The organism is Methylocystis iwaonis (genome assembly GCF_027925385.1).
Taxonomy (GTDB): domain Bacteria; phylum Pseudomonadota; class Alphaproteobacteria; order Rhizobiales; family Beijerinckiaceae; genus Methylocystis; species Methylocystis iwaonis.
On record NZ_AP027142.1, the window covers coordinates 814903 to 830346 of the forward strand.

14 protein-coding genes are annotated in these 15444 nt (G+C 65.7%); 9 read left to right on the forward strand and 5 right to left on the reverse strand.

All coding sequences use genetic code 11. The features are described 5' to 3' along the window. The first annotated feature begins 16 nt into the window (after positions 1–16). Complete coding sequence (locus QMG84_RS03885) at positions 17–376, forward strand: hypothetical protein (protein WP_281930595.1); 360 nt, start codon at positions 17–19, stop codon at positions 374–376. Between the two features lie 102 nt (positions 377–478). Then, on the forward strand, positions 479–1180 hold the full coding sequence (locus QMG84_RS03890) for a hypothetical protein (protein WP_281930596.1): 702 nt from the start codon (positions 479–481) through the stop codon (positions 1178–1180). 268 nt (positions 1181–1448) lie between these two features. On the opposite strand, the gene smbP is transcribed toward QMG84_RS03890, so the two are convergent. Further along, positions 1449–1799 carry a small metal-binding protein SmbP gene (gene smbP / locus QMG84_RS03895; RefSeq protein ID WP_281930598.1) on the reverse strand — a complete coding sequence of 117 codons (351 nt, stop codon included), beginning with the start codon at positions 1797–1799 and terminating at the stop codon, positions 1449–1451. Positions 1800–1870: 71 nt separating this feature from the next. After that, positions 1871–2893 carry an RluA family pseudouridine synthase gene (locus QMG84_RS03900; RefSeq protein WP_281930599.1) on the reverse strand — a complete coding sequence of 341 codons (1023 nt, stop codon included), beginning with the start codon at positions 2891–2893 and terminating at the stop codon, positions 1871–1873. 78 nt (positions 2894–2971) lie between these two features. On the opposite strand from QMG84_RS03900, the gene QMG84_RS03905 reads away from it, so the two are divergent. Then, positions 2972–4336 carry a BaiN/RdsA family NAD(P)/FAD-dependent oxidoreductase gene (locus tag QMG84_RS03905; RefSeq protein WP_281930600.1) on the forward strand — a complete coding sequence of 455 codons (1365 nt, stop codon included), beginning with the start codon at positions 2972–2974 and terminating at the stop codon, positions 4334–4336. Here the strand turns inward: QMG84_RS03905 and QMG84_RS03910 are convergent. Then, on the reverse strand, positions 4264–4734 hold the full coding sequence (locus QMG84_RS03910; protein WP_281930601.1) for a DUF411 domain-containing protein: 471 nt from the start codon (positions 4732–4734) through the stop codon (positions 4264–4266). The two genes, QMG84_RS03905 and QMG84_RS03910, sit on opposite strands and share 73 nt — an antisense overlap. A gap of 124 nt (positions 4735–4858) precedes the next feature. Between QMG84_RS03910 and QMG84_RS03915 the strand changes: the two genes are divergently transcribed. The 4 genes from QMG84_RS03915 to QMG84_RS03930 all read left to right on the forward strand — a co-directional run bounded on the left by QMG84_RS03915 (position 4859) and on the right by QMG84_RS03930 (position 10329). Then, on the forward strand, positions 4859–5380 hold the full coding sequence (locus QMG84_RS03915; RefSeq protein WP_281930603.1) for a Spy/CpxP family protein refolding chaperone: 522 nt from the start codon (positions 4859–4861) through the stop codon (positions 5378–5380). Between the two features lie 186 nt (positions 5381–5566). Further along, the gene (locus tag QMG84_RS03920; protein ID WP_281930605.1) at positions 5567–6364 is read left to right on the forward strand and encodes a creatininase family protein; all 798 of its coding nucleotides are present in this window, start codon (positions 5567–5569) and stop codon (positions 6362–6364) included. Positions 6365–6419: 55 nt separating this feature from the next. Beyond that, a complete protein-coding gene (locus QMG84_RS03925) occupies positions 6420–7280 on the forward strand; it encodes a hypothetical protein (RefSeq protein ID WP_281930607.1) in 861 nt (286 codons plus the stop codon). A gap of 328 nt (positions 7281–7608) precedes the next feature. Next, positions 7609–10329 carry a mechanosensitive ion channel domain-containing protein gene (locus QMG84_RS03930; protein WP_281930609.1) on the forward strand — a complete coding sequence of 907 codons (2721 nt, stop codon included), beginning with the start codon at positions 7609–7611 and terminating at the stop codon, positions 10327–10329. Positions 10330–10545: 216 nt separating this feature from the next. On the opposite strand, the gene QMG84_RS03935 is transcribed toward QMG84_RS03930, so the two are convergent. After that, entirely contained in the window at positions 10546–12108 is a 1563-nt protein-coding gene (locus tag QMG84_RS03935; RefSeq protein WP_281930611.1) for an OpgD/OpgG family glucan biosynthesis protein, read from the reverse strand. A gap of 692 nt (positions 12109–12800) precedes the next feature. Here QMG84_RS03935 and QMG84_RS03940 point away from each other — a divergent pair. Beyond that, positions 12801–13946 (forward strand): type III PLP-dependent enzyme, encoded by a 1146-nt coding sequence (locus QMG84_RS03940; protein ID WP_281930613.1) that lies wholly within the window; start codon positions 12801–12803, stop codon positions 13944–13946. Between the two features lie 234 nt (positions 13947–14180). Beyond that, on the forward strand, positions 14181–14774 hold the full coding sequence (locus QMG84_RS03945) for a GNAT family N-acetyltransferase (protein WP_281930614.1): 594 nt from the start codon (positions 14181–14183) through the stop codon (positions 14772–14774). Here the strand turns inward: QMG84_RS03945 and QMG84_RS03950 are convergent. Next, complete coding sequence (locus QMG84_RS03950; RefSeq protein WP_281930615.1) at positions 14771–15376, reverse strand: phosphatase PAP2 family protein; 606 nt, start codon at positions 15374–15376, stop codon at positions 14771–14773. The genes QMG84_RS03945 and QMG84_RS03950 overlap by 4 nt on opposite strands. Positions 15377–15444 lie beyond the last annotated feature (68 nt).

Genomic DNA, 15444 nt, shown 5'->3' on the forward strand with positions numbered 1-15444 from the left:
AGCTGGGGAGGGGCGCGTGCGATTTTCGACATTGATCTTCGTGATGAGCGCGGCGGTTACGCCCTTTGCCGCTCATGCCGACGAGCCCTCGCGCATCGAGAAGATGATCTTCGCGCAGGGCAAGCTCTGTTTCGCAAGGGTCTATGATTCCGCGCATCTCGCCGCGCATCCGCATCAGAAGGTCGAGCGGCTGTTTTTCATGATCGGCAAGGACAAGGCCTCGACCTATTGGGAGGACCCCAATCTGCGCCACAGCGAGGAAAGCCCGCATAAGCACGCGAACCCCGAAGCGGACGCCTCGAATCGCGACACGACCCATGTCGCGGCGCTGGTCACACTGCGCGGCGCCAAGAAGCCGGAGAATGTCTCCGGCTAGTGCTACAAAAACGATTACGACGACAAGTCGAAAGCCAGCCTGCAATGCGGCGGCGAATGCGATCGTCATATTGGCGGCCTGCGCGCGGAAGACGATACACACGTGATCGTCGATGGGGTTGGCGCGGATCTTCTGCTGGATCCCGAGGATGAGGAAGCGGGCGACGTCACATCGAGGCTCGGAGCCGACGACAAGAGTTTCCGCCTGGAGCGGCGGCCGATCGAGGACTGTGTCGCGGAGGCGAACAAGACCAATTCGCCCTACGCCGGCCTGGGCGCGCCGCTGCGCGAGCGGCTCAAACCCGACGTTCCGTTCTGCTATGGCCGCGATTATTCGACCCAGCATCTGGCGTCGCATCCGCAGCAGCAGACGGTTTCCGTTCGTGTGTCGCGCGACCTCCGGCAAATCGGCGCGGACCGCGCCAAGAAGCTTCTGCCGGATTGGCCGGACGGCGCGAGCGTCTCGGCGTCGGTGACGACGCGAAAGAACGGCAAGCCTGCGACGCTCAAATATAATTGCACGCCTTTCGAGGATCAGTGGCAATGCAGCGCTGCCTTCTGCAAGACGGGCAGTGAGGCGGATTGCGCGCCGCAAGACATCGAGAACGCCAAGGCCACGGGCTGCACGACCGGCGAGTCGCGCACCATTTATCTGCGGCGCGGCGAAAAGGATTTCATGATGCTCGGCAACGCCAATATGGGCCTGCAGCTCGAAACCTATTGCGGGCAAGAGAAAAAGACGCAGAGCGACGACAAGGTCTATCGTCTGGAGCCGATGCCGCTCTCCGCCTGCGAGGGGCGGTGAAGAAGGCGACGATAACCGACGTCATCTGTGCGTAGGGCCGCACCACACCGTCATGGCCGGGCTCGTCCCGGCCATCCACGCCGGGCAATGGCGGCTCACCTGGGCGGATTGGTCTTGGCGTAAAACACGGTCCCGTCCCTAGGTCAGCCATGCCCATCGGCGTGGGTGGCCGGGACAAGCCCGGCCATGACGGTTCTGAGATGCGTGATCCTATAGCGCTTGCGGGGATGGGTCGGCGTAGGGGCCAACGCTATAATGGCCCCCCAAATCACTTCACCGCTTCGAACTGCACCAGAGCGAATTCCGCCTGTTCGGTCGCCTTGGCGATGCGCTTGTCGGAATTCGTGCCCTTCGCGAGCTTCACCGCCTTGCGCATCAATTTGATGCCTTTGCGGATCTCGTCGACGGGCGTTTGCCAGACGGCGCTGCGCGCGTGGTCGATCGCTTGATCGGCGTGCTCGACGAAAGAGCCGGCCTGAAGCTGCTTGCCGGCCGCGATGGCTTCCCTGGTTTCCGCGATCGCGTCTTCCAGATAAGCGGGGTCGGCGAAGGCCGGCTGCGCGAAGACCCCGAGGCCCATGCTCATCATGGCGATGATGGTTAACCGGCGCGACAACATATTTTGCCTCCTCGAGCGATGAAAACCCTCTTCGCGTATAGTGCTTATTTTTGCCCCGGCCTCAACTGCGCTCAAATCTCTTCGAGCGCCGCCATCAATGCGGCGAGGTCCTGCGGCAACTCGCTTTCGAACATCATCTCCTCGCCCGTGATCGGATGTTCGAAGCCGAGCGTCGCCGCGTGGAGCGCCTGCCGGCCGAGCTTCTCCACCGCCGCGCGCGCCGCCTCGGGGAGCTTGGCGACTTTGGTCTTGAACCCCGCGCCATAGGTCGAGTCGCCGATCAGCGGATGGCCGATATGCGCCATATGCACGCGGATCTGATGGGTTCGGCCCGTCTCGAGCTGGCAGCGGATCAGCGACGCGACGCCATAATCGGCGATCTTCTCCCAATGGGTGATCGCCTCGCGTCCGCGCGACTCCGACACGACGGCCATGCGCTCGCGCTGGATCGAGTGGCGGCCGAGATAGGTTTCGATCGTCCCATGCGCGCGGTCGGGGACGCCCCAGACAAAGGCCAGATATTCGCGTGTAAGGGAGAGCGTGCGGCCGTGGTCGGCAAAGAGCGCCGAGAGGCCGTGATGCGCGGCGTCTGTTTTGGCGACGACGAGAAGGCCAGTCGTGTCCTTGTCGATGCGATGCACGATGCCAGGCTTCTTCACGCCCCCGACGCCGGAAAGGCTTTCCCCGCAATGGGCGATGAGCGCGTTGACCAGCGTGCCGCTCTCATGCCCGCTCGCGGGATGCACGACGAGTCCCGCCGGCTTGTCGATGACGATGAGATGCGCGTCCTCATGGACGACATTGAGCGCAATATCCTCGGCTTGCGGCTCGGCGGGGGCGGGCGGCGGCACGTCGAGCGTCACGGCGTCGCCGGCTAAAAGCTTCTTCGCAGGATCACTGACGGCGGCGCCGCGGAGCGAGACGCGCCCCTCCTCGATCAGCGCCTTGATGCGGCTGCGGGAGAGATGCGCCTCGACGAGCTCCGGCCGCTCCGCCAGAAAGCGGTCGAGCCGCGCGCCGGTCTCGCCCTCCCCGACGACAAAACCGAAGCGTTCGCCCTCTGCGTCATTTTGCTGAATTTCATCCACCGTCATATAAAGTTTACTTCCGCTTGCAGGGGGCCCGTGCTAACTGGGGCGCAACAAAACGCCGGTCAAGAAGCGTGACAAGAGATGGGACAAGTCCATCCCCCCTTCGCATTTTCCGCCGCCGTTCGCGTGGAGGCCGCTCACATTAACGCCGCCGCCGCTCCGTTCTGCGCTGTGATCGGCGCCGGGCCCGCCGGGCTGTTCGCCGCCGAGGTCCTTGCCCGCGCTGGCGCGCGCGTCGTTATCTATGAGCACAAGCCGAGCCCCGCGCGCAAATTTTTGATGGCGGGCCGTGGCGGTCTCAATATTACGCACAGTGAAAATCTCGACAGATTCGTCTCGCGCTACGGCGCGGCGGCGAAGCGTCTCGCGCCTTTCGTGCGCGCCTTTCCGCCTCAGGCGCTGCGCGATTTCTGCGCCGAGCTCGGTGAGGCGACCTTCATCGGCAGCAGCGGCCGGGTCTTTCCGGCGAGCTTCAAGGCGTCGCCCTTGCTGCGCGGCTGGCTCACGCGTCTCGGCAAGCTCGGCGTGACCTTCGCTCTGCGGCACTCCTTCCTGGGCTTTGCCCAAGACGGCGCCCTGCGGCTGAGAGGTCCGGACGGACACGAATTCTCCCGGGCAGCCGGCGCCGTGGTGCTGGCGCTGGGCGGCGCCTCCTGGCCCAAGCTCGGCTCGGAGGGCGGCTGGGTCGGCCTTCTGAAAGCCGCAGGCATCGAGGTGACGCCGCTATCGGCCGCAAACAGCGGCGCGCTTGTCCGCTGGAGTCCGATCTTCCGCGCCGATTTCGAGGGCCAGCCGATCAAGACTGTCCTGCTCCGCCACGGCGAGGCGACGGCGCGCGGCGATATGGTCGTGACCGCCAAGGGGCTCGAGGGCGGGCCGGTTTACGCACTCTCCTCGCGCCTGCGCGAGGCGGCGAAGACGGATGGCGCGACGACGCTTCTCGTCGATCTGCGCCCCGACACCAGCCAGGTCTGCCTCGCCCGCAAGCTGTCGCGTCGCCCGCCCAAACAGTCTCACGCGACCTTCCTGCGCCGCGCCGGCTTCTCCAAGGCCGAGATCGGCCTTCTACGGGAGGCGCAGCCGGAGGGCTTGCCGCGAGACGCCGAGGCCCTGGCCACGCTGATCAAGAACGCGCCGCTCAAGGTCTCGGGAGTGGCCGGGCTGGAACGCGCCATTTCCACGGCGGGCGGCGTCGCCTTCGACGAGGTCGACGCCGATCTCATGCTGAGGAAAATGCCGGGCGTCTTCGTCGCCGGGGAAATGCTCGACTATGACGCGCCGACGGGCGGCTATTTGCTGCAGGCGGCGTTCGCCACGGGACGCGCCGCGGGCAGGGGCGCCGCCCGCTATCTGGGCTTGCTCGACGCGGCCGGTCAGGCGGGCTTGTCGCCGAGCCATTTGCCGAATTCTCGCGCGCCCGAGGCGTCGAACAAATACAGCGTGTAGGTCTCCGGCGGGCCCATCTCCATGCCGGGCGAACCCATCGGCATGCCGGGCGCGGCGACGCCCGTGACCTTTGGGCGGTCCTTCAGCAATTGCGCGACGGCCTGCGGCGGCACATGGCCTTCGATGACGTAGCCGTCCAGCTCAGCGGTGTGGCAGGACGTCATTTGCTCCGGCACGCCGAGCTTGGCTTTCAAAATGTTCATGTCGGGCTCTTTGATCTCTTCCACGATGAAGCCCGCGGCGCGCATGCGCTCGGCCCAGCCGCCGCAGCAACTGCAGGTCGGGCTCTTGTGCACGATCATCTTCTTGGCGTCCTCGGCGCGCGCGGCGCCCGAGAGAAGCGCGCCAGCGGCGGCGAAAAAGAGCGTCGCCTGGCGACGGGAAATGTCGAGCGGCACAGATAGGTTCCTTTGTCCGGTTAGGTCTCATGCCGAAGGTAGCGCGACATTACCGAACTTTAAATTGCCGCGCGCGAGCTGAGACGAAACAATCCGGGGCGTGGACAGTGATTTAGGACATCTCATGCGTCAGTCTCTTCTTGTTATCGCCACAGCCTTCTCTCTTTGCGGCGCGGCGGCCGCGCAAGCGGCGAACGCCGAGCCATTCGCGCATCCGCCGCACCCCTCCGCGCAGGACATCGCCGCCTTTTCCGACGCCCGCATCGCCGCATTGAAGGCGGGTCTCCAACTCAAATCCGACCAGGAGAAAAACTGGCCTGCGCTCGAGACGGCGCTGCGCGACATCGCCAAGGCGCGCATCGCGCATCTCGCCGAGAGGCGCGACAAGGCGCCGCCGGCTCCTGACTCGGACGCCCTCGGCGCCTTGCAGCGGCGCGCGCAACATATGGTCGCGCACGCCGGCGAATTGGATAAGATCGCCGCCGCCGCCAAGCCGCTCTACGACAGCCTCGACGAGGCGCAGAAGCGCCGCTTCGGCGCGCTCGTCGAAGGGGCGGTCGATCCGCATCGGGGCCATATGGGAGGCCACCACCCGGGGCATATGGGCGGCAGGGGACCGGGAGAGTTCGGCGCCGGTCCCGACTGATCGATGAGGCGCGTCTGAAGACGCGCGGTCCGCGCGATGGACCGCGAGCCTTCAGGCTCGCATTCTGCGCCCGTCTCACAAGGCGAATGCGCCATCGCCGCTTTGTCAACAGTTTGAGCGCGCCTGAAGGCGCGCGGTCCGGCCTTCAGGCTCGCATTTTCACCGCAGCCGGGCTTTAATCGGCCCATGCTGCCCTCTTGCTTCTGGTCCGAGCTTTCCCTGCGCGACATGCGCGCGCATGACATGTCCGGCGTCATCGCCGTGCTGCCCATCGCCGCCGTCGAGCAGCATGGCCCGCATCTGCCGCTCGGCGTCGACGCCATGATCATGGAGGGGTGCATCGAGCGCGTCGCGGCGCGCCTGCCCGAAGACCTCGACGCCGTCTTCCTGCCGATGCAGAGCGTCGGCGTCTCGCTCGAACACCGCGACTTCCCCGGCACCTTATGGCTGTCGCAGGAGACGGCTTCTCGTATGCTCCTCGACATCGCCGAAGGCGTCGCGCGCGCCGGCGTGAAGAAGCTCGTGCTGATGAATTCGCACGGCGGCAATTCCGCGCTGATCTCCACGGTCGCGCTCGAACTGCGGGCGCGTTTCGGTCTTCTCGCCGTCACCTGCTCCTGGGCGCGTTTCGGTTATCCCGACGGGCTCTTCTCGGCGCAGGAGGAGCGCCACGGCATTCATGGCGGCGAGATCGAGACTTCGCTGATGCTCGCCTTCCGACCGGAGCTGGTCGACATGGGGCGCGCCAAGAATTTCCCGCCGGCGACGCTCGATTTCGAGCGCGACTTCGCCTGGCTGCGCGCCGATCGGCCGGCGGGCTTCGGGTGGCTGACGCAGGATCTGTCGCCCTCGGGCGCCATGGGCGACGCCTCCAAGGCGACGGCCGAAAAGGGCGAGGCGACGGCGGATTATTGGGCGACGGCTTTCATCGAATTGCTGCGCGACGTGGAGGCTTTCGACCTCGCGCGCTTGAAGAGCGAATAGCGCCCCTGGCGTATGGAGCAATGCAGGCGGCGCGCGCGCCGAAAGGAGGCTTCCGATGAGCGTCGAGAAGATCGCGCCGCTGCCGCCCGTGGCGACAGATACGCAAAGCTTGCGCGTCGCCCATCGCCCGCCGGTCACGCCGACGACGGCCCCCGCCGCGCTTGCGCCGATAACCGCCGGCGCCCTGGCCGAGGGCATGTCGCATCTTTTCGACAGCCTCGTCCTTCCTCTGCCGGATATAGACAGCGGCGAGGACCGCTTGCTGTCGGCCGCTGTCGCCAAGGCCTCCTATGCGCAGGAGGCGGCTCGGCCGATGAATGCGGAGCTGCGCGACGGCCGGCTGACCGAAGAGTCGATCCTGCGCGAAGTCGAGTTCTTGCTGCGGGGCGCGGCGGAGGAGCGCGGCGTCCCCGTCCGCCGGCTGATCGAGACCGCGAGCCAGATTTCGCCCGATCGGCTGCCGTCGCAAAATTCGCCTCAGTCCGCCTATGCGCTGAAGGCGCGCGTGCCCGCCTATGACACCGGCGGCGGCGTGCGCTTGTTCGATCTCTATCTGGCGCGCGTCGACGCCGACCGGTGGGAGGCGACTGCATTTGCGCATGAGCCGGCCAGAGGCGGGGCGGCCTTTCCCTATCAGGCGCCCACGATCGACACCTATCGCCTGCTCATCGACCCCGGCGCGGGGCTCGTTCTCGCCAGCGTCATGGAGCAAGTGATTCCGCGCCCCATCGTGCGGCCGTCCGATACGCCAATTCTTTCCCCAACGGCCCTGCGCGGCATGGTGATCGCGGCGGTTCTAGCGGCGATCGCGCTGCTGCTGGCCAATCTATTTTCCTGGCGCATTGCGGCGCTTTTCGCCGCTGCGGGGGTCGGCTTCCTGGCGCGCGTCCTCTTCGAGCGGAAGCCGCGCTCCTAGCAATGTCCTCGTCATGGCCGGGCTTGTCCCGGCTATCCACGCCGAGCGAATGACAGCAAACGCTGGGCATTCATGGGAATGTTTGCGTCGACGAGAGGCAACAGGACTTCCAAGATCGCAAACCCCGCAAGAACTTAATCCATAGCGACGACACCCCAAGTTTTGCCGTGCCCCTCGGCGTGGGTGGCCGGGACGAGCCCGGCCATGACGGTCCCCGAGATGTGTGGCTCTAACTGGAAAGCGCCGTGCCGCACATTAGTCGAGCTGCTTGAGCTTCAAACTCTCCTAAGCTAGGCCAAAGCCTAAGTTTGGCCCGACGAGGGAAAAAATGGATAAACAAAATGTCGTTCGGCAATCCCGGACGACTTCGCTCTGGCAGCCGGCGTTAGCGGCTCTGGCGGTGGCGCTGGCGGTGATCGTCGCGGCGGTCGTCGCCGAAAGGATCGACCGCAATAATTGGCTGGAAAAACAGCGCGAGGATGCGGTCGTCGAGCTGGAGGCGATGAGCAGCGGCGCGACGCGCGACCTCACGCAAAAGGTCGCCGTCGTGCAGGGCCTCAGCGCATTGGTCGGGGCTAATCCGAATATCGACCAGCAAGCCTTCGCCAATTACATCCGCCCGTTCATCCGCGAGAATCCCGACCTGCGCCGGGTGTTCCTGGTCAAGAACGGGAAAGTCGCGCGGATCGAGCCCTATACCGAAAACCGCGCGGCGATCGATCGCATCGAGACGCATATTCTGGCCTCCGAACCCGCCATCGCGCGGGCGATCGAGAAAGGGGCGCCGGCGCTGGTCGGTCCCTTCGCGCTGCGCGACGGCGAGCCGGGCTTGCTCTACACGCGTCCGGTTTTCACGGAAGGATCGCCGGGCCCCGGCGCCAAGCCCGCTTTCGTCGGCTTGACCGTCGAGGCGGGCCCCAACATCGAATGCAAGCTCGGGCTGTGCGAGCCCCGCCCGAAATACCGCATGGCGATGAAGATTTTCGTCGATCAGCAATATCGCGGGATGTTGCGCGGCGATCCGAACCTCTTCGACGCCGCCGCGCAGCCGGCGCTCGGCGCCATACGTTTCCCCGGCGTGCGGATCGAGCTTGCCGCGCTGCCGTCGGACGGATGGAGCCAGGACTCGCCAAATCGCTGGATGATCCGTGGGCTCGCGCTTCTTCTTTCCCTGTTTTGTGGAACGGTGGCCTTCGTCTGGCTGCGCGGCGCGACGGGCTTGCCGCTCGGCAGCCGCCTTTGGGCCTTCGGGGCGTCGGCTTCCGTCTTTCTGGTTCTCCTCGGGCTCGCCACGATCCTCGATCGGCTGGAAGTGAGCCGCGCAGCCGGCGCCTCGCGCGACGCCATGCAGAAAGAGCTCGCGCTCGTCACCAGCCGTGCGACGCGCGACGTGACGGAAGAATTGTCGGTCAGCAGCAATCTGTCGGCCTTTGTCTCGGCGCATCCGGACTTCTCCGAGGCCGAGTTCCGCCAGTTCGCCCAGCGGCTCCGGCGCGCGAACCCCGACCTCATGTCGATTCGTCTGGCGCGCGGCGGCAAGATCAGCCAGGTCGAACCCGCGGACTCGATCGACCAGGCGCTGATCGGCCATGATCTGGCGCATTCCGCCGCCGACGCCGCCGCCAATCAGCGCGCCATAGAGACGGGAATCCCCGTGTTCTCAGGCCCGGTGAACATGCCCAATGGCGATCAGGCGTTCCTCTATCGGCGGCCCGTGTTCCTGGGAGATCAGCGGCCGTCCGCCGACAATTTCTGGGGCTTCTCCACGGTGCTGATCGACCGCAAGGCGCTCGTCTGCCATCTGGGGATTTGCGCCGATGCGCAGAAATACCGCTTCGCCATGCGCCTGGAGCAGGACGGCGCGCCGCAACCGGCTTTCCAGGGCGATCAGAAGCTCTTCGACGAGGGGTCGGACGCGCTGGCGACGGCAGTGCGCCTGCCGGGCGCGCAAATCGACATCGCCGCCGTTCCGTTCGAGGGCTGGTCGGGCGGCGCCGACCGCCGCTGGCTGATCTGGACTCTGGCGATCCCCTTCGCCTTCGCATCCGCCGGCGGGTTGCTGTTCGTCTTTGCCCGCTGGCCGGAGGCGAGCTTGCGCGTCTTGGTCGGATTAGCGGCCGTCGCCGGCGGCAATATTCTGGCTTATCTCGCGCCCGACATCGAATCGCTGGTGCGGTCGACAGGGCTCGGCGTCGAGAAGGCTGTCTGGCCGAGCATCGTCGCCTGGATCGCCTTTTCTTGCGCCTACACCTTTAATTCCTGGCTCGAGGGCCATGTCTGGAAACAGGTCGCCGACGCCGCCGATCCGCAGCGCGCGCCGGCGATCCTGAGGTCGATCGTTTCCTTCCTGATCTATGGCGTCGCCCTCCTCTGGGCGGGTCATTTTTTGTTCGGCCTAGATCTGCAAGGCGTGGGGCTTACCTCCGGGGTCGTCGGGATCGTGGTTGGTCTCGCGATCCAGAAACTCATTCTCGACTTCTTCGCCGGCGTCATGATCGGCATGGAGAAACCTTTCGTGCTCGGCGACTGGATCGAGCTCTCGAAAGGTGAGATTCGCGGCATGGTCACGGAGATGACTTGGCGCACCACCACGATCCGCACGACCGCGCCGGACTATGTGATGGTGCCCAACTCGGTGCTCGCCGGGGCGACGATCGTCAATCGCTCCCGTCCGGCCTCCTGGTCGGAGTCGACCATCATTATCTCGACCTTCGCCGGCGTTCCGACCGCTCATGTTCGCAAGGCGCTGGAAGAGGCGATCGCAGCCGCGCTTCCCCATATCGACAACATCAGCCGTGAGAGAGCGCCCCGCGTCGACGTCTACGACAGCAAGGAAGGCCAGATTCAATATATCCTGCGCTTCTACGTCCACTTCGGGCTGAAGAGCGACGCACCGGCGAAAAGCGCCTTGCTCGCGGCGATTCAAGCCGCCTTTGTCGCGCATGACATCGAATTCGCGTGGGGTAGAACGGGCCGCCCCGAAAAGAAAACGCCGACGCTCAACGGCGACGGCGCGATGAAGCCGGTCGGCGCTTTCGAGCTTGGCTAAGTTGAGGGGGCGGCGTTCGGGGCGTCCGCCAGCCGGGGCTTCGAATTCGGGCGAACACCGTCATGGCCGCGCTTGTCGCGGCCATCCACGCCGCGCCGACACGAAAAAGCTGGGAACATGAGCGGAAGAACGCCGCTTCTTCTCCCCGCGTGTCGCAATGTCCTGGCGTGGATGCCCGCGACAAGCGCGGGCATGACGCGGCTCCTGGCCTGCGCCTCAGGTTCCCGACGGCGCCGTCCAGGGGTAGGTCCAGGTCTCTGTCAGCGTGCGCCCATTGGCGCGCAAAAAGAGCCGCAGATCAGCGGTGTCGCCGGGCTTCACCGAGACGTCGAACAGCGCCCGCAGCCCGTCGATATGTTGATTGGCCGTCACGCTCGCGCGCAGCACACGGCCGGAAGAGGTGGAAGCGATCGCTTCGACCTGCGCCGGATCGGAAACATAGTAGCTGAGGTCGCCGCCGGCAAAATCCACGAGGAAGCGGCGCGCGCCGGGATTGTTCGGCTCGGATGAGCCGAGCGCCCGCGCCGGCGCTTCGAACGTATGGACGACGCGTCCGTTCGGCGCGAGCCGCGGCATGTCGAGCCCGGCGGTGACGCGATAGGCGAAGGAAAAGGCCTTGTCGGGCTCGGGCGGCGTCGCGGGCGCCCAGCTCGCCACGATATTGTCATTGGTTTCGTCTGGGGTCGGCAGCTCGATGAGCTCGACGCGGCCCTCGCCCCAATCGCCGACGGGCTCGACGAAATAGCTCGGCCGGTTCTGATAAGCGAGGTCGAGGTCCTGATAGGATTCGAAGGTGCGGTCGCGTTGCAGCAGGCCGAAGCCGCGCGGATTGCGATCGAGAAACGACGACATGCGTTCGCGCGCCGGATTGCCGAGCGGGCGCCACAGCCATTCGTCCGAGCCGGTGCGAACCAGCAGGCCGTCGGAATCATGCAGCTCGTCGCGGAAACCGTCGCGCACGCGGCGGTCGTTTTCGCCCGTGAGATACATCGAGGTGAGCGGCGCGAGGCCGAACTTCACGCCCGAGCGCCGCGGAAACAACGTCGCCTGCACGTCGAGCGTGCTCTCTTGTCCGACCGTGAGATCGAAACGATAGGCCCCCGTCGCCGCTTCGCCGTCCAGCAAAGCGTAGATCGTGATGTGGTTGTTGCCCGAAACCGGCGTCTCGACCCAGAATTCGCGGAAGAAGGGGAAGGTCTCCCGGCTCGTGCCCGCTTCGACGCAGAGCGCGCGGGCCGAGAGGCCATATTGCTGATCGCGGCCCAGAAAGCGGAAATAGCTCGCGCCCAGAAACGAGATCGCCTCGTCCTGGACATGGGGATCATTGACCGGGAAATGCAGCCGGAAGCCGGCGAAGCCGGTGTTGACGGCCGGCGCCTTATCGAGCTTCAGCCTGCCATAATCGAACATGGCCGGCGAATAGGGGATCGGCGCGGCGATGCCGTCGCGAATCGTGTTGATCGTGACGGCGCGGCGGTAGAGGAAGCCCAGGTGAAAAGTGTGGAGCCGGAAGCCGCCGGCGAGATTGGAAAACAGCGCGTGGTCCGGCTTGTAGCGGATGTCGCGCCACGTATCGAAGTCGAGCGCATCGAAAGGGTCGGGCAGGCGCGGCGCCGCGTCTTCGAAGGGCGCCCGGGCGAGATCGCGCGCGCGCGCCACGACTTCGTCGAAGCCGAATTTCGGCGTGAGGCTCTGGCTCAGCCCATTGCCAGGAAAGGCGATCTGCGCCCCTGACGCGGCCAAGGCGCCAATCATCTGGCGCCGGGTGATGTCGATCATCTCTCAATTACCGGAGCGGCGCGTGTTTTCTGCTCGTGTCATCGCAGGGCGCGGCTGACGCTGCTGTAGCGACAACGCTCCGGTTACGCAAGCCGCGGCTGCTTGCGGCGCTCTTGGGGCGCCGCCGCGCCCACGCTGCGCAAGGGCCGAAAAAATTCCCAACAAAGGTCAAAAAAGGCTTGTGTCGGATCGAAAAGGGCGTATCTACAGCCTTGCCCAAATCGCACGTGCCTGTGGTCGTGTGTCGGTCGGCGGGGATCCGGACAAGAGGCCGGTTAACCACCGTAAAAAAACCGGCAGCCGGAGGCGAACCGGCGAACTCCGCTCTCAGCGGAGGATCGCGACTTAAAGCAACGACGGACCGGGCTTTTTTGGTCTCTGTCAGCCCTCCAAAGGCTGGCTTACCGAAGAGGCTTGTCTTTCTTGCCGGGCGTGCGGAAAGGGTTCTTCCCCTTCCAATCGAGGCTGTTCTGATACCGAGCGACATGCGTCTTCGCATGTTTTTCGTTGTCCGACTGGCCGACGGCGCATCACCGGATTGTTCGCGCGCAAGCGTGGCGATCCTGGATTGCTGGCGCATTCAACCGTCGTCGCGTCTCCACCACGCGCGCGAGGGAACTGCGTCGTGCATCCGCCGAAGCAAACTGGTTCCTGGCGCGGCTCGACCCGCGCCCTTCGAAGGGGATGCCGCAATGACCGACCGTATCCAAGAATTCCTCGCCGAGCGCCGCCGCGCCGGCCGCGACACGGGTCCCTGCCTCGTCGTCGATCTCGATGTCGTGCGCGAGAACTATCTCGGCTTCGCCAAGTCGCTGCCCGACACGCGCGTCTTCTACGCCGTGAAGGCCAATCCGGCGCCGGAAGTGCTCTCGCTGCTCGCGTCGCTGGGCTCCTGCTTCGACACGGCCTCGCTGGTCGAGATCGAGCAGGCGCTCGCCGCCGGCGCCACGCCCGATCGCATCTCCTTCGGCAACACGATCAAGAAGGAGCGCGACATTGCGCGCGCCTTCGAGTTCGGCATCCGCCTCTTTGCGGTCGATTGCGTCGACGAAGTCGAGAAGATCGCGCGCGCCGCGCCGGGCTCGAAAGTGTTCTGCCGCATCCTCTGCGACGGCTCTGGCGCCGAATGGCCGCTGTCGCGCAAATTCGGCTGCGTCCCGGAGATGGCGACGCGCGTGCTGGAGCATGCGCATCGTCTGGGCCTGCAGGCCTATGGCGTCTCCTTCCATGTCGGCTCGCAGCAGACCGACCCGCGCAAGTGGGACGGCGCGCTGAAGTCGGCCGCCGACATCTTCCGCGATCTCGCGGAGCGCGGCATCAATCTCCAGATGGTCAATCTCGGCGGCGGTTTCCCGACGAAATATCTGAAGAACGTGCCGGCGGTGAAGCAGTATGGCAACGCCATCTTCCGCGCGCTGTCGAAGCATTTCGGCAACCGCATTCCGGAGACGATCATCGAGCCGGGCCGCGGCATGGTGGGCAACGCCGGGATCATCGAGGCGGAAGTCGTGCTGATCTCGAAGAAGTCGGAGGCCGAGGGCGAACTGCGCTGGGTCTATCTCGACATTGGCAAGTTCAACGGCTTGGCCGAGACGATCGACGAGATGATCCGCTATCCGATTCGCACGGAAGCGGACGGCGCGCCGACCGAGCCTTGCGTCATCGCGGGCCCGAGCTGCGATTCGGTGGACGTGCTCTACGAGAAGGCGCCCTATGCGCTGCCGATTTCGCTCGAGATCGGCACGAAGGTGCTGATCGAGGGAACGGGAGCCTATACGACCACTTATTCGGCGGTCGGCTTCAATGGCTTCCCGCCGCTCGAGACCTTCATCATCTGAGCGAATCGTCGCTCGACTAGCAACGTCGTGGCCGGGCGCGTCCCCGGCCATTCACGCCAGCGCGATCTTGCATCGCGTGGATGGTGCGCGCGCGGGCATGACGCTTGAAAAAACTTGATCCCCCTCCGGCAGGCGCCGGCGGCGTGAGAGCAAAATCCCAGTAAACCAGTCCCGTCCGGCGGGCGCTTAAACGCGCCAGGCGCGAGGGTCGCTTGTCCTCTGAAGGAGGAACAGATGGCCTTTGAACTTCACACCGACCTTTTCGCGCCCATCGCAGCCCCCGCGGCCCTATCGCGCGCGTCCTTCGCGATTCGCGAAGAGACGGCGGCGGATGTCGGCGCGCGCGAGGCGCTGCTGGACGCCGCTTTCGGGCCCGCGCGTTTCCTCAAGACTTGCGAGAGGCTGCGCGAGGGCCATGTGCCCGCAGAGGGGCTGGCGCTTGTCGCCAAGGACGATGAGGGCGAGCTGCTCGCGACGATTCGCCTGTGGCCGGTCTTCGCCGGCGGGCGCCGCCCGGCGTTGCTGCTCGGCCCGCTGGCGGTCGCCGAGCACGCCCGCTCGCTGGGGCTGGGCGCGCAAATGATGCGCGCGTCTCTCGATCGCGCATCGGCGCTCGGCCATGCCGCGGTGCTGCTTGTCGGCGACGAACCCTATTATCGCCGCTTCGGCTTCCAGCGCCGCTTCACTGAGGGCCTGTCGCTGCCCGGCCCGGTGGAGCGCGCGCGCTTTCTGGGGCTGGAGCTCGTCGCGGGCGCGCTTGACGGCGCCAAGGGCCGCGTGAGCGCGGCGCCTGCCGAGGCGTCGCTGGCGTTGCCGCGCGCGGCCTAGAAAAGCGCGAGCGCGTAGGTCGACAGCGGGAAGGCGAGGCCGAGGCCGAGCGCTATGCCGGCGATGACGTCGCTTGGATAGTGGTGCGCCGTGGCGATTCGCGACCACGCCATGGAGATCACGAGGACCACCGCGGAAATGCTCATCGCCGGCCAGGCGAGGACGATCGGCGCCAGCACGCCGGTCAGCGTCATGGCGTGGCCGCTCGGGAAGGAGTGCTCGTCCAGCGTCTTGAGCAGCGAGGGCAGGCGCTGATCGACATGGAAGGGGCGCTTGCGGCAGAAGCGGCGCTTGATGATCGGATAGAGAATATGCAGCAGCGCCGCATTGGCGGCGGCGAGCAGCACGACATGCCAGCCCTGCCAGCCGAGGCCAAGGAAGACGATGGTCAGGAGGATCGGATAGATCCAGCCATTGCCGAGCTTGCTCACGCCGATAGCGAGGAAGCGGATGGCCTTGGGCCGCGCCGAGCGGGAGAAGAGGTGAACGGCGGCTAGATCAGCGTCGAGGAGACGTTGCAGCCATTGGCCGGAGAGGCCGGTTTGCGGGAGGGATGACGCGTCGCGCGTCAGCTTCGCCGCCAGGTCCGTCGTAAACGCCATGACGCAAGGCTAGGGAAATTGCGCTGCGTTTTCGCGACGTTGCGACTGCGTTTGCGTGACGGTTGGAT